Source organism: Bradyrhizobium sp. T-12 (genome assembly GCF_058314695.1).
This window is the reverse complement of record NZ_CM177756.1, coordinates 5,243,481-5,256,325: the sequence shown is the minus strand read 5'-3', so window position 1 is coordinate 5,256,325 and position 12,845 is coordinate 5,243,481. Positions and strand designations below refer to the sequence as shown.

Sequence of the window (12,845 nt, the reverse complement as noted above, 5' to 3'; positions counted from 1 at the left end):
AAAGAAACAAGACCGGGAGTGAGCCATGCTGGCAGATCGCATCGAGGCAAAATGGATCGACGCATTCTGCGAGATTTTCGAACGATGCGCCGTCAAGGCTGGCGATACCGCTGCAATTCTCTCAGAGACCCAGTCGCGTGCGCTGAATGTGCACTTGGCGGAGCTCGCACTGCTGCGCATGGGCGCGCGGCCGTTTCATGTGGTGATGCCGACGCCGCGTAACCGGAATATCGTCCCGGTTCGTTCCACCGGCGCCAGCGAGGCGATCCAGAAGCTCGGTCCGGTCATCAGTGCGCTGCAACAGGCGGGCTTCGTGGTGGATTGCACCATCGAAGGCTTGATGCACGCGGTGGAGACGCCGGAGATCCTCAAGGCCGGCGCGCGCATCCTGGTGATCTCCAACGAGCATCCCGAGGCGCTGGAGCGGATGGTGCCGGATTCCGCGCTGGAGAAGCGCGTTCGGGCCGCGGCGAAGATGCTGCGTGGGACCAAGCGGATGCGCGTGACCTCGAAGGCCGGCACGGCGCTCGACGTCGATATGGTCGGTGCCTCCACCGTCGGCGTATGGGGCTGGACCGACAAGCCCGGCACGCTGGCGCATTGGCCTGGAGGCATTGTCGTCAGCTTTCCCAAGAGTGGGACCATCAACGGCACGCTGGTGATGGCGCCAGGCGACATCAATCTCACGTTCAAGCGCTATCTGGCGTCGGCAGTGAAGATGACGTTGAAGGACGACTATGTCGTCGAGCTGGAAGGCGAGGGGACGGATGCCGCGATGATGCGCGCCTACCTTGCCGCCTGGGGCGACCGCGAGGCCTATGCCGTGTCGCATGTCGGCTTCGGCATGAACCCTGGCGCGCGCTACGAAGCGCTGTCGATGTACGACCAGCGCGACACCAACGGGACGGAGATCCGTGCAGTCTCCGGCAATTTCCTGTTCTCGACCGGCGCCAACGAATTCGCCGGCCGCTACACGGCGGGGCATTTCGATCTGCCGATGATGGGAACGACGATCGAGCTCGATGGCGTTGCCGTGGTCCGGGAGGGCGTGCTCCAGGATATTTTCGGCTAGTTGCGGTCAAGCACCGGCGGGCGGGCCAGCTCGAAGTGGCGGAGCAGGTCGACCATGGCCTGGAGCCGCTTGACGCGGTAGGCATCGACGTCCATCCCGGAATAATCGAGAAAGCCTGCGCCCGTGCGCAGGCCGATCCGTCCCTCATGCATGTTGCGTGAAATGACGTCCGGCGCGCGATAGCGGTCGCTACCGAGTGCGCCTTCGAGATAGCGGCTTGCGTAATAGAGGATGTCGCCGCCGCCCCAGTCGATGAATTCGAGCAGGCCGAGCACGGCGTAGCGGAAGCCGAAGCCGTAGCGGATCGCCTTGTCGATCTCCTCCGCGCTGGCGACACCTTCCTCGACCATGCGTGCGGCCTCGTTCATCGCCAGCGCCTGGATGCGCGGAACGATGAAGCCGGGCGTCGCGGCGCAGACCACCGGCACCTTGCCGATGCCTTCGAGCAGAGCCTTGACCTCGTCGACGATGGCGGGATCGGTGGCATTCCCGGGCGAAATCTCGACAAGCGGGATCAGATAGGCCGGATTGAGCCAGTGCACGTTGAGGAAGCGGCGGGGGTTCACGATCGCGCCGGAGAGATCGTCGACGAGGATGGTCGACGTCGTCGATGCGATGATGGCGTCAGGGCTGACCTGCTTCGAAGCCGCCCCCAGCACTTCGCGCTTGAGCTCGACGACCTCAGGAACCCCTTCGAAGATCATGCCGGCTTCTGCCAATGCTGCGCCGCTCTCGCTCGCTGGCACCACCGTCACGCGCGCGATCAGCGGATCGACATCTGCGTCGGTCAGCAGCCCCAGCTTCGACAGGCTGGCGAATGTCTTCCTGACCTCGCCGAGCGCGTCTGCTTCCAGCTTGGCAAAGTCCTCCGTGGAGCGAGCCTTGACGTCGATCATCGTGATCCTGTGACCGGCATAGGCGAACGCGACGGCGATGCCGCGGCCCATGCGGCCAGCGCCGAGACAAGCAATATTGGCGCGATGGGTCATCGGTCAGAAGCCATTGCGAAGCAGCGTCTGCAATTCAGCTTTGCCGAGATTGTCGAGCCCCAGCGTCTCGAGGGTCCGGCCACCTCGCGCAAAATCCTCGCCGCAGACTGCGCCGCCGATCGATAAAAACGCCTTGGCCAATGGGGTGGCCACGCCAGCCAGGCCGGCGACGGACACCAGCAGCGACAACCCAAGACGCAAATCCTCCCGCATATAGCGGTGCTCGGTCAACACGATCCGTTCGCGCCAATCGCCGGAATCGGTCAGCCGGTCGTGCGAGCCGCGGCCGTACATCCAGATCTCGCCCTCCCTGGCGTAATGATGAGCGAGCGGAAAATGCGGCGCGCCATAGCCGAGCGCTTCGCGAACGGCGATCCGTTCGGCGTCGAGCGCGTCCGTGACCCGCCGGATCGCCGCTTGCGTGCCTTCCTTGTGGATGTCCCAGCGCTCGAAATGCTCGATCGGGCCGACGTTCATCACGATCAGCGGCGGATGGATGATCGGGCCGGCATTCATCAGTGCGCCGGACAATGCGTCTCCGCACGGCTCGATCGCATCGGGGAAAGCCCGCCCGATCACTTCGAGCGCGTGCGGCGCCTGGTCGAGCGGGAACACGCCGACCGGCAGCCGCTTGGCGCGGATGGTGATGGCGACCTCGAACGGTCCGTGCTTGCGCGTCAGCCAGGGCAGGGTACCGGTTTCGGCAAAGCTTGCCTTTGCATGGTTGCCCGCATCCCGCGCCGCCTGGGCGAAGATCATCGAGCCGAATGTCGCCGGCGGCAAGAAGACGACCTGACCATCCCGCAGATGCGGGGCGAGCAGGTGAGCGATATCCGCTTGCGCGAAGGCAGGAGCCGGACACACGATCAGCTCGGTGCCGTCGACGGCCTCGGCCATATCGTTCGTGACCAGCGCGAGTTTCACGTCGTGGCGGCCGTTGTGATCCTTCACCAGGATGCCCGAGCCGGCCGAACGATGTGCCGCGACCTGTGCGGCATCGCGGCGCCAAAGCCGCACCTCATGCCCGGACAGCGCAAAATCGCCTGCGGCCGCGAAGGAGCCGTTCCCCCCACCCAGAACTGCGATCTTCAAGATGCTTCTCCTTGCGCGCGTGACTGCGCATCGAGTTGCTTCAGCAGGAAATGCTGGACCTTGCCCAGCGCCGTCCGCGGCAGGTCGGTGACGAAAACGATGTCGCGCGGCACCTTGTAACGGGCGAGCTGCGCCTGGACGTGCGTTCTGAGCTCATCCGCGTCGAGCCGGCAGCCGGATTTGCGGATCACATAAGCAACGGGGACCTCGTCCCAGCGCGGATCGGGCCGTCCGATCACGGCGCATTCGCTGACATCGGGGTGTTCGAGCAGGACGCGCTCGACCTCGGCCGGGTAGACGTTTTCTCCGCCCGAAATGATCATGTTCTTCTTGCGGTCGCGCACCCAGAAATGGCCGTCGGCATCGCACAGGCCGATATCGCCGGTGCGATACCAGCCGTCGTGCAATGCGTCGCGCGTGGCGGTCTCATTGCCCCAATATTCGAAGAACACGTTGGGGCCACGCACCGCGATCTCGCCCGGTGTGCCCGCGGGTACTTCGCTGCCGGAATGATCGACCACCCTGGCTTCGCAGCACAGGCCGGCGAGGCCGGTCGATCCCGGCCGCGACAGATCGCCGCCGAGCCGCGTGTAGATGGCGATCGGGCAGGTCTCCGTCGATCCGTAGACCTGGAGCACTGGGACATCTCGAGCGACGAAGCGCTCGATCAGGTGTGGTGGGACGATGGTCGACCCGGTGGCGACGGCCTTGAGCGATGAAAGATCAGTGGCTGTCCAGGCCGGATGCTCGCTCACCGCCTGGATGATGGCAGGCACCATTACGGTGAGCGTCGGCCGCTCTTGTTCTATGGTCGCAAGCGCGGTATCCGGCGTGAAGCGCGCGTGCACCGTAACGGTCGCGCCCAGCTGCAGCGCGGGCGTGGTTTGGATGTTGAGACCGCCGACGTGGAAGAACGGCAGCACGGTCAGCACATGATCGTCCGACGTCATGTTGTGCATGTGCTGGCTCATGACGCCGTTCCAGAACAGCGCCTCCTGGCGCAGCACCGCGCCCTTCGGCCGTCCAGTCGTCCCCGATGTGTAGACGATCAGCAGGGGACATGAGAGATCCGTGTGCGGGTTTCGGCTGGTGCCGTCACTGCGCGTCAGCAGACCTTCAAACGTCATGCCGCGAGGCGGCGCAAAGTCGAGGCCGACAACGGACGTCCCCGGTGCGAGCTCGGAAAGGACGCTTGCAAATGCCTGTTCGAGCACCAGCACCTTGGCGCTCGCGTCGGTGAGAATGAAGAGCTGCTCAGCGACGGCGAGCCGCCAGTTCAGCGGCACCAGCATCGCCCCCAGCCGTGCGCAGGCATAAAGCAGAACCAGATAATCCGGCCGGTTCAGGCTGAGGATGGCGACGCGGTCGCCGCGGCCGACGCCGAGTTCCTGCTTCAACGCCGTTGCGGTCCGCTCGATGCGCGCGGCGAACGCCGCATAGCTCAGCCGTTCGCCCTCGAAGACAATGGCCGTCTTGCCTGGCGAGAACGCCGCGTTGCGATCGATCAGACTGCAGAGATCCACCGTCAGTCGTCCGTCTCGCCGGCCTCGTACAGCGCCTCGCGCCCGATCCGGTCGAGGCAGAGCTCGGCGGTCCAGGGCAGCATCAGCGAGCCGCAACGGCTGTCGCGATAGATCCGCTCCAGCGGCAGCGAGCGGAGCATGGCCTGGCCGCCGCAGGTTCGGATCGCGAGCGCGGCGAGCTCATTGGCGCCCTCCATCACCGAGTATTGTGCGGCATAGGCCCGCAACACCTGTTCCTTGCTCGGATTGGCGCAGGCCTCGGTGACGGCCTGGAACCAGATCGCCTTGATCTGCTCGAGCTTGATCTGCATCTGCGCGACCGCGATCTGCTTGGTCGGATACATCCGGCGCTTGACCGGCGGCATGCCCGGCACCTCGCCGCGCAGATAGCGCACGGTGAAATCATAGGCGGCTTGCGCCAGGCCCATATAGGTTGGCGACAGAGTCAGAAACATGTGCGGCCAGCGCATCGCGGCCTGGAAGTAGACGCCGCGCGGCATCAGCGCGGAATCCTCCGAGACGAACACATCCTTGAACAGCAGTGTGCGCGACACCGTTCCGCGCATGCCGAGCGGGTCCCAGTCGCCGACAACCGAGACGCCTTCCGATTTGGCCGATATCGCGAGGTAAAGCGTGTTGCGGCGAGACGCCTTCTCACCTTCCTCGATCTCGGTGCAGAGCACGCCGTAATAGTCGGCGTGGCCCGAGAGAGACGCAAAAATCTTCTTGCCGTTGACGATCCAGCCGCCCGCGACTGGCCTCGCTTCGGTGCCGAACGCGACGCCGCCCGCAGCCGCCGCGCCGCCTTCCGAGAAAGGCTGCGAATAGATCGCTCCATCCTCGACGATGCGCTTGTAATGGATCGCGCGCCGTCGTTCGTGCTCGGCGCGAGTGTCCGCATCCATGTCGAGATCGTCAGCGAGTGGGCCCGACCAGAGGGTCGAGCAGACGTGCATGTTCCAGGTCAGTGCAGTCGCGCCGCAATAGCGGCCGATCTCGGCGGCTGCGAGCGCGTAAGTCTGGTAGTTTGCGCCGAGTCCGCCATGCTTCTTGGGAACGGCAATGCCGAGCAGGCCGACGCGGTGCAAATCGCGATAGTTCTCTGACGGAAAGATTGCCTCGCGATCGTAGGTGGCGGCGCGGTCGGCAAACACGGTCGGCCCGATCTCTCTTGCGCGGGCAATGATGCCGGCCTGCTCGTCGCTGAGGCGGAAAGCCACGGGATCGAAGATCGGGGCGTCCAGCGCGACCTTGCCGGTCGTGCCGATCGTCTTGCTGACTTGCATGGTCATCGCGCAGTCACCTTACGCTTTGGTCGTGACGGAATTCAGGAAGCGGCCGAGTGCCTCGTCGAAGGCATCAGGACGCTCGAGATTGGCGAGATGGCCGACGCCGGCGAGCTCGACATATTCGGCCCCCGGGATGTAGGTCGCCGTCTTTGCCATCATCGGCGCGGGCGCGTTGTTGTCTCTGGATCCTGACAGCAACAATGTCGGAACCGAGATATCCTTCAGCGCGCCGCGCTCGTCAAAGCCTATAAGAGCGAGCATCATGGCGCGATAGCTTGCCTCCGGCACGCTTGCCATGCACTCGCGCGCAAGCTCCATCCCTCGGGGATCCGGATCATCGCCGACGAGTTCCTTCACCAGCGACGGCGCCAGCGAGGTCATCGTCTCGCCGCGGTCGAGCGGGCCGAGCCGCGCTGCGATGAACGATTTCTGCCAGTCGCCATCGGCCTTGCCGAAAGCGGGGCTGGTCTGCGCCAGCACAACCGCGCGTGCCAATTTCGGGGATTGCGCCAGCCATTTCTGGACGATCATGCCGCCGATGGAATGGCCGACCAGAATGGGTCTGGTTGCACCGAGTTGCTCGATGAATTGTTGGAGCGCCTCCGCCAGGGCAGTGATGCTGACGCTGGCCAGCGGCGCCGATCCGCCATAGCCCGGCATGTCCCATGCGATTGCGCGGAAGCGGCTGCCGAAGGTGGCAAGCTGCCGTCGCCAGGCGCGTGCCGCGCCGCCGATGCCATGCAGGAAGATCAGAGGGATGGCGCCCGGGTCGCCGGCGGCTTCATAGGCGAAACCTCCGTCCTTTGTTATCATCGGCACAGGCTGCGACACGCGACATCCTTTTGCTTAGGCTCCGATGCTAACAGGCCTTTCGGGGATGGGAAGCGATAATTTTATACTTAAAGCAATTTTCGGGCCGCCTTCGTGTCGTGGCATTCGCGAGCGGAAGGCGGCATTCATTGCAAAAATTTGAAGGTTAAAATATATCGGAGGAACGATCACCAGGATCCGAGGGAGCCCGCGCATGTCCGGATTGCCGCACTCGCCGCACGCGCTGGTGACCGGTGGCGGTCGCGGCATCGGCCGCGCGATCGCGGCGGCTCTCGTCGGCGCCGGCGCCACCGTGACGATCGTCGGCCGGAACGCCGCGGTCCTCAACGACGCCGTCAATGCAGGCGCTGCGCATTTTGCGGCTGCCGCCGACGTCGCGAACGAGGCCACCCTGCAAGCCGCCATCGCCGAGGCCCATGCGCGCAAGCCGATCGATATCCTGATCGCCAATGCCGGCAGCGCTGAATCTGCGCCATTCGCGAAATCGGACGGCGCCCTGTTCGCACGCATGATGGACATCAATTTCATGGGCGTGGTTCATGCCATCCACGGCGTGCTGCCGGGGATGAAGGATCGTCCCTATGGCCGCATCGTCGTGATTGCGTCGACGGCGGGGCTCAAAGGCTATGCCTATGTCAGCGCGTACACGGCGGCCAAGCACGCAGCCGTTGGTCTGGTTCGTTCACTTGCCCTCGAGCTGGCGGGCAGCAACGTGACCGTGAATGCGGTGTGCCCAGGGTTCACCGACACGGATCTCGTCGCCGGCAGCATCGACAACATCATGAAGAAGACGGGACGGAGCCGCGAACAGGCGATCGCCGAGCTTGCCAAGCACAATCCGCAAGGACGGCTGATCGCGCCTCAAGAGGTGGCGGACGCCGTGCTTTGGCTGTGCGGCAAGGGCGCCGGCGCGATCACCGGGCAGGCGATCGCAGTTGCAGGCGGCGAAATCTAGCGCGCGAACAAACACCTGAGGAGATCGCATGAGCAGACCAGCCAATCCCGTCACCGTGCCGCTCGCGGATTACTCGCCGCAGCACTTCCTTTTGGCCGTGGTCGACGGCGTTGCGACGGTCACGCTCAATCGGCCCGAACGAAAGAATCCGCTGACGTTCGAGAGCTATCGGGAATTGACCGATTTCTTCCGCGCCTGCGCGTTTGACGACGAGGTCAAGTCCATCGTCGTCACCGGCGCCGGTGGTAATTTCTCGTCCGGCGGGGATGTATTCGAGATCATCGGCCCGCTGGTGAAGATGGATACCAAGGGGCTGACCGCTTTCACGCGCATGACCGGCGACCTCGTCAAGGCGATGCGGGCCTGCCCGCAGCCGATCGTGGCCGCCGTCGAGGGCATCTGTGCCGGCGCCGGGGCGATCGTGGCCATGGCCTCGGACATGCGCCTCGTGGCGAGCGGCGCCAAGGTCGCGTTCCTGTTCAACAAGGTCGGCTTGGCCGGTTGCGACATGGGCGCCTGTGCGATCCTGCCGCGGATCATCGGACAGTCCCGCGCCTCCGAGCTGCTCTACACCGGCCGCTTCATGACCGCGGAGGAGGGCGAGCGCTGGGGCTTTTTCAGCCGTATCGTCACCCCCGAGCAGATGCTGCCCCAGGCGCAGCTGCTGGCCAAGCAGATCGCGGAAGGGCCGACCTTCGCCAACACCATGACCAAGCGGATGCTGGCCATGGAATGGGCGATGTCGGTGGAGGAGGCGATCGAAGCGGAGGCTGTTGCCCAGGCCCTGTGCATGACTACGGCCGATTTCGAGCGCGCCTTCGAGGCCTTCGCCAACAAGGTCAAGCCGGTCTTCAGGGGCGATTAAGCCGGCTTTTCATCTGGCCTCGCCTGCAACGGGGACTTGCGCGAAATTATTTTAGGCTTAAAATAGTTTTCGTGGCCGGTTGAATTGGCGAGGCTCCCATGAAAGTCGCGATCATCGGTGGTGGACCTGCGGGTCTCTACGCTGCGATCCTGCTGAAAAAGCAGCGCCCTGGCGCCGACATCACCGTGTATGAGCGCAACCGGGCCGACGACACGTTCGGCTTCGGCGTGGTGTTCTCCGATGCCACGCTGGACAATTTCGAAAAGCACGATCTGCCGAGCTATCGCCGCATCACCCAGGAGTTCGCGTACTGGGACGATATCGCCGTGCATTTCCGCGGCACCGTGCACCGGGTCGGCGGCAACGGCTTTTGCGGCTGCTCGCGGCGCAAGCTGCTTCTGATCTTGCAGGACCGAGCCCGCGAGCTCGGCGTCGCCCTGCACTTCGAGGCGGACGTCGACGACGAATCCCGCTTCGCCGATGCCGATCTCGTCCTGATCGCCGACGGCATCAACAGCCGGTTTCGCGAGAAATACCTCGATCATTTCCAGCCGGAGGTCGACGTCCGCTCCAACAAGTTTGCCTGGATGGGCTCGACCAGACCGCTCGACGCCTTCACCTTCATCTTCCAGGAGACCGAGTGGGGCCCGTTCATCGCCCACGCCTATCAATATGAGGTCGGACACTCGACCTGGATTTTTGAGACCGATCCTGAGACCTTCGAGCGGGCCGGCCTGACCGGGCTGGACGAGACCCAGTCCGCCGCGCGCATGGCCGAGATTTTCGGCTGGTTCCTCGATGGGCACAAGCTGCTCACCAATCGCTCGATGTGGCGCAATTTCCCGATGATCCGCAGCAAGCGCTGGGTCAAGGACAATATGGTGCTGCTCGGCGATGCCAAGGCGAGCGCGCATTTTTCGATCGGCTCCGGCACCAAGCTCGCGATGGAAGACGCCATCGCCTTGGCGGAAGCGATGGAGAAGGCTCCCAGCATCAAGGCGGCGCTCGATGTCTACGAGCACGGCCGCCGCGAGGAGGTCGAGAAGACCCAGCACGCCGCCGACGTCTCCCTGGTCTGGTTCGAGCATGTCGACCGCTTCTGGGATTTCGATCCCGTGCAGTTTGCCTTCGGCGTGATGACGCGCTCGAAGGCGATCACCTACGATAATCTCAAGCTTCGCGCGCCGGATTTCGTGGCCGAAGTCGAAAAGTCCTTTGCAAAGCAGGTCCGCGACAGCGGCTTCGATGTCGATACCCAAAAGCCGACGGTGCCGCTGTTCCAGCCGTTCCGGCTGCGTGAGATGGAGATCGCCAATCGCGCCGTGATGTCGCCGATGTGCATGTATTCGGCCAAAGAGGGCGTGCCGACCGATTTTCACCTCGTGCACTACGGCTCGCGTGCGATCGGCGGTGCCGGCCTGATCTTCACGGAGATGACCTGTGTCAGCCGGGAGGCCCGCATCACGCCCGGCTGCGCGGGCCTGTGGAACGACGAGCAGGAGACCGCCTGGCGGCGCATCGTGGATTTCGTCCACGGCAATTCGGCTGCCAAGATCTGCCTGCAACTCGGCCACGCCGGCCGCAAGGGTGCGACCAAGCTGATGTGGGACGGCATGGATCGTCCGCTGGACGAAGGCGGTTGGGACGTGGTCTCGGCTTCCCCGCTGCCCTATTTCCCCGACAGCCGAGTGCCGCGCGAGCTCGACCGTGCCGGCATGAACGCGGTGAGGGACGCCTTCGTCTCGGCGGCCGAGCGCGGCGAGCGCTGCGGCTTTGACATGCTGGAGCTGCACTGCGCCCACGGCTATCTGCTCGCGAGCTTCATTTCGCCACTGACGAACACCCGGACCGACGCGTACGGCGGCTCGCTCGAAAACCGTCTGCGGTTCCCGCTTGAGATCTTCGAAGCGCTCCGCGCGGTCTGGCCATCGCACAAGCCGATGTCGGTGCGTATCTCCGCGACCGATTGGGCGGAAGGTGGCATCAATGGCGACGACGCCGTTGCCATCGCGCGCGCCTTTGCCGAGGCGGGTGTCGATCTCGTCGACGTCTCGACCGGCCAGACCGTGCGGGATGCGCAGCCGGTCTACGGCCGCATGTTTCAGACGCCGTTTTCGGATCAGGTCCGCAACGAGGCGCGCGTGGCCACGATGTGCGTCGGCAACATCACGACAGCGGACCAGGCCAACACCATCCTGGCCGCAGGCCGAGCCGACCTCGTCGCGCTCGGCCGGCCGCATCTGGTCGATCCGTTCTTCACCATGAAAGCTGCGGCCTGGTACGGGGCAGAGAACGCGTTCTGCCCGCCGCAATATTTGCCCGGAAAGGATCAGGTTTTCCGTAACAGCGTGCGCGACCGGCAGGACCTGGACGAGCTGCGAATTAAGGCTAAGCCCAAGACCCGGGCCGAGCTCAAGGCGGAGGCGACAAAGCCGCTTGCGGCGGAGTGACTGCCCGTGCGACGTTAACCCATTGCCTGTGTTTCGAGTGGAGTAAGGGCGATGAAGGCGATTATCGTCGGTGGCGGCATTGGTGGTCTCACCACGGCATTGATGCTGCGCTCGCGCGGCCTCGACTGTGAGATCTTCGAGCAAGCCGACACCATTCGGGAGCTCGGGGTCGGCATCAACACGCTGCCGCATGCCATGCGGGAGCTCGCCGGATTGGGCTTGCTTCAGAAGCTCGACGACGTCGCGATCCGTACGGATCAGCTCTATTATCTCAATCGCCACGGCCAGGAGGTCTGGCGCGAAGCCCGCGGCATCGACGCCGGCCACGACGTGCCGCAATTCTCGATCCATCGTGGCCGTCTTCAGAGCGTCATCCATCGTGCCGTCGAGGAGCGGCTTGGAGCGGACGCCATTCACACCGGCTGCCGGCTCGGCGCCTTCACGCAGGACGAGGGCGGCGTCACCGCTTACTTCTTCGATCGTGCCGGCGCGCACGTCCACACCGCCCGCGGCGACATCCTGATCGGCGCCGACGGCATCCATTCCCGCGTCCGCGACACGTTGTTCCCGAACGAAGGCCCGCCGTGCTGGAACGGCCTGATGCTGTGGCGTGGCGCGCGCGACTGGCCGCTATTCCTCACCGGCAAATCGATGATCGTGGCCGGCGGCCTCAACGCCAAGGTGGTGATCTATCCGATTGCGGAAGGATCGAGCCCGGCGAGCCGCCTCACCAATTGGGCCGTGCTGGTGAAGGTAGGCGAGGGCAATGTGCCGCCACCTCGGAAAGAGGACTGGTCGCGTCCTGGCCGACGCGAAGAGCTGATGCCGCACGTCGCGCGCTTCTCGGTGCCTTACATCGACGTGAAGAGCCTGATCTCGGCGACGCCTGAATTCTACGAATATCCGACCTGCGACCGCGATCCCTTGCCGTACTGGTCGTCCGGACGCGTGACGCTGCTGGGGGACGCCGCGCATCCCATGTATCCGGTCGGCTCCAATGGCGCCTCGCAGGCGATCCTCGACGCGCGCTGCCTTGCCGACGCGCTGGTGCGCGCCGAGCATCCGCGCCAGGCGTTGCTCGAATACGAGAAGAAGCGCCTGCCGATGACGGCCGATATCGTGCGTTCCAACCGGCGCGGCGGCCCCGAGGGCGTCATCGACGCCGTCGAGCAGCTCGCGCCTGATGGCTTCGACAACGTCGACAACGTGCTGAGCTACTCCCAGCGCGAGGCCATCGTGCGTGGCTATGCCACCAAGGCAGGCTTCGCCACCGTGCCGGGGCTCGCGGCGGTGCGCGCCTGAGGCGCGCGCCGCTAGCCGGCGCCGGGAGGCGGCGGCAGGAAGTGGATGTTGAACTCGGCCGCCATTGCCACCACGTCCTCCGGCTTCTGCTCCTTCATGTTGTGAAGGCCCCAGAACAGGTCGAACAGTTTTTTGGTCGGTGAGACCCAGAACAGCACTTTTGCGGTCTGCTCCGACTTGTTGAAGATGCCGTGCGGCACGCCCATGCCGAGCCGGATCAGGTCGCCGGCGGTCGCCTGCGCCTCCGAATTGCCCAGCACGAAATCGAGCTTGCCCTCCAGCATATAGAGATACTCATCCTGGTCGGGATGGATGTGCGGCGGCACGAACGTGCCGGGCGGCAAGGTCGCATGCCATGAGAAACTATGCTCGGTCTTGCTCTTCGGCACGTAGGTCTGGCCGAGGATGTTCCAGGAAATCCCCTGAATGCCCTCATTGGCCCGCGTGATGCCGGTGATTTCGCTGCTCATTGAAGTC

At 64.5% G+C, this 12,845-nt stretch carries 11 protein-coding genes; 5 read left to right on the top strand and 6 right to left on the bottom strand.

Translation table 11 applies throughout. The features are described from left to right. Window positions 1–25 precede the first annotated feature (25 nt). The gene (locus AC0WRY_RS25020; RefSeq protein WP_194403469.1) at window positions 26–1,072 is read left to right on the top strand and encodes a 2,5-dihydroxypyridine 5,6-dioxygenase NicX family protein; all 1,047 of its coding nucleotides are present in this window, start codon (window positions 26–28) and stop codon (window positions 1,070–1,072) included. Here AC0WRY_RS25020 and AC0WRY_RS25015 read toward each other — a convergent pair. From AC0WRY_RS25015 to AC0WRY_RS24995, 5 genes are read right to left on the bottom strand one after another with little or no spacing between them, the layout of a single operon-like run. Continuing rightward, window positions 1,069–2,061, bottom strand: a complete 993-nt coding sequence (locus AC0WRY_RS25015; RefSeq protein WP_194403468.1) for a 3-hydroxybutyryl-CoA dehydrogenase — start codon at window positions 2,059–2,061, stop codon at window positions 1,069–1,071. The two genes, AC0WRY_RS25020 and AC0WRY_RS25015, sit on opposite strands and share 4 nt — an antisense overlap. Before the next feature lie 3 nt (window positions 2,062–2,064). Then, window positions 2,065–3,153, bottom strand: coding sequence for an NAD/NADP-dependent octopine/nopaline dehydrogenase family protein (locus AC0WRY_RS25010; protein ID WP_194403467.1), 1,089 nt, complete (start codon window positions 3,151–3,153; stop codon window positions 2,065–2,067). Continuing rightward, entirely contained in the window at window positions 3,150–4,676 is a 1,527-nt protein-coding gene (locus tag AC0WRY_RS25005; protein WP_194403466.1) for a class I adenylate-forming enzyme family protein, read from the bottom strand. The genes AC0WRY_RS25010 and AC0WRY_RS25005 overlap by 4 nt, the downstream gene beginning before the upstream one ends. A 2-nt stretch (window positions 4,677–4,678) precedes the next feature. Further along, window positions 4,679–5,968, bottom strand: a complete 1,290-nt coding sequence (locus tag AC0WRY_RS25000; protein ID WP_491121507.1) for an acyl-CoA dehydrogenase family protein — start codon at window positions 5,966–5,968, stop codon at window positions 4,679–4,681. 12 nt (window positions 5,969–5,980) lie between these two features. After that, window positions 5,981–6,796 carry an alpha/beta fold hydrolase gene (locus AC0WRY_RS24995; protein ID WP_194403464.1) on the bottom strand — a complete coding sequence of 272 codons (816 nt, stop codon included), beginning with the start codon at window positions 6,794–6,796 and terminating at the stop codon, window positions 5,981–5,983. A 193-nt stretch (window positions 6,797–6,989) separates the two neighbouring features. Here AC0WRY_RS24995 and AC0WRY_RS24990 point away from each other — a divergent pair, with 193 nt between their 5' ends. From AC0WRY_RS24990 to AC0WRY_RS24975, 4 genes are all read left to right on the top strand, one after another. Continuing rightward, entirely contained in the window at window positions 6,990–7,751 is a 762-nt protein-coding gene (locus tag AC0WRY_RS24990; RefSeq protein ID WP_491121504.1) for an SDR family NAD(P)-dependent oxidoreductase, read from the top strand. A gap of 28 nt (window positions 7,752–7,779) precedes the next feature. Continuing rightward, window positions 7,780–8,616 carry an enoyl-CoA hydratase family protein gene (locus AC0WRY_RS24985; RefSeq protein WP_212069349.1) on the top strand — a complete coding sequence of 279 codons (837 nt, stop codon included), beginning with the start codon at window positions 7,780–7,782 and terminating at the stop codon, window positions 8,614–8,616. Between the two features lie 98 nt (window positions 8,617–8,714). Next, the gene (locus AC0WRY_RS24980; protein ID WP_491121502.1) at window positions 8,715–11,066 is read left to right on the top strand and encodes a bifunctional salicylyl-CoA 5-hydroxylase/oxidoreductase; all 2,352 of its coding nucleotides are present in this window, start codon (window positions 8,715–8,717) and stop codon (window positions 11,064–11,066) included. A 51-nt stretch (window positions 11,067–11,117) separates the two neighbouring features. After that, window positions 11,118–12,368, top strand: coding sequence for a flavin-dependent oxidoreductase (locus AC0WRY_RS24975; RefSeq protein WP_483070749.1), 1,251 nt, complete (start codon window positions 11,118–11,120; stop codon window positions 12,366–12,368). Between the two features lie 11 nt (window positions 12,369–12,379). On the opposite strand, the gene AC0WRY_RS24970 is transcribed toward AC0WRY_RS24975, so the two are convergent. Next, complete coding sequence (locus tag AC0WRY_RS24970; protein ID WP_194403459.1) at window positions 12,380–12,838, bottom strand: cupin domain-containing protein; 459 nt, start codon at window positions 12,836–12,838, stop codon at window positions 12,380–12,382. Window positions 12,839–12,845 lie beyond the last annotated feature (7 nt).

What these genes read in the sequence shown, in the direction of transcription:
- AC0WRY_RS25020 (WP_194403469.1), top strand. Translation starts at nt 26, where the DNA reads ATGCTGGCAGATCGCATCGAGGCAAAATGGATCGACGCATTCTGCGAG.
- AC0WRY_RS25015 (WP_194403468.1), bottom strand. Translation starts at nt 2,061, where the DNA reads ATGACCCATCGCGCCAATATTGCTTGTCTCGGCGCTGGCCGCATGGGC.
- AC0WRY_RS25000 (WP_491121507.1), bottom strand. Translation starts at nt 5,968, where the DNA reads ATGACCATGCAAGTCAGCAAGACGATCGGCACGACCGGCAAGGTCGCG.
- AC0WRY_RS24990 (WP_491121504.1), top strand. Translation starts at nt 6,990, where the DNA reads ATGTCCGGATTGCCGCACTCGCCGCACGCGCTGGTGACCGGTGGCGGT.
- AC0WRY_RS24985 (WP_212069349.1), top strand. Translation starts at nt 7,780, where the DNA reads ATGAGCAGACCAGCCAATCCCGTCACCGTGCCGCTCGCGGATTACTCG.
- AC0WRY_RS24980 (WP_491121502.1), top strand. Translation starts at nt 8,715, where the DNA reads ATGAAAGTCGCGATCATCGGTGGTGGACCTGCGGGTCTCTACGCTGCG.
- AC0WRY_RS24975 (WP_483070749.1), top strand. Translation starts at nt 11,118, where the DNA reads ATGAAGGCGATTATCGTCGGTGGCGGCATTGGTGGTCTCACCACGGCA.
- AC0WRY_RS24970 (WP_194403459.1), bottom strand. Translation starts at nt 12,838, where the DNA reads ATGAGCAGCGAAATCACCGGCATCACGCGGGCCAATGAGGGCATTCAG.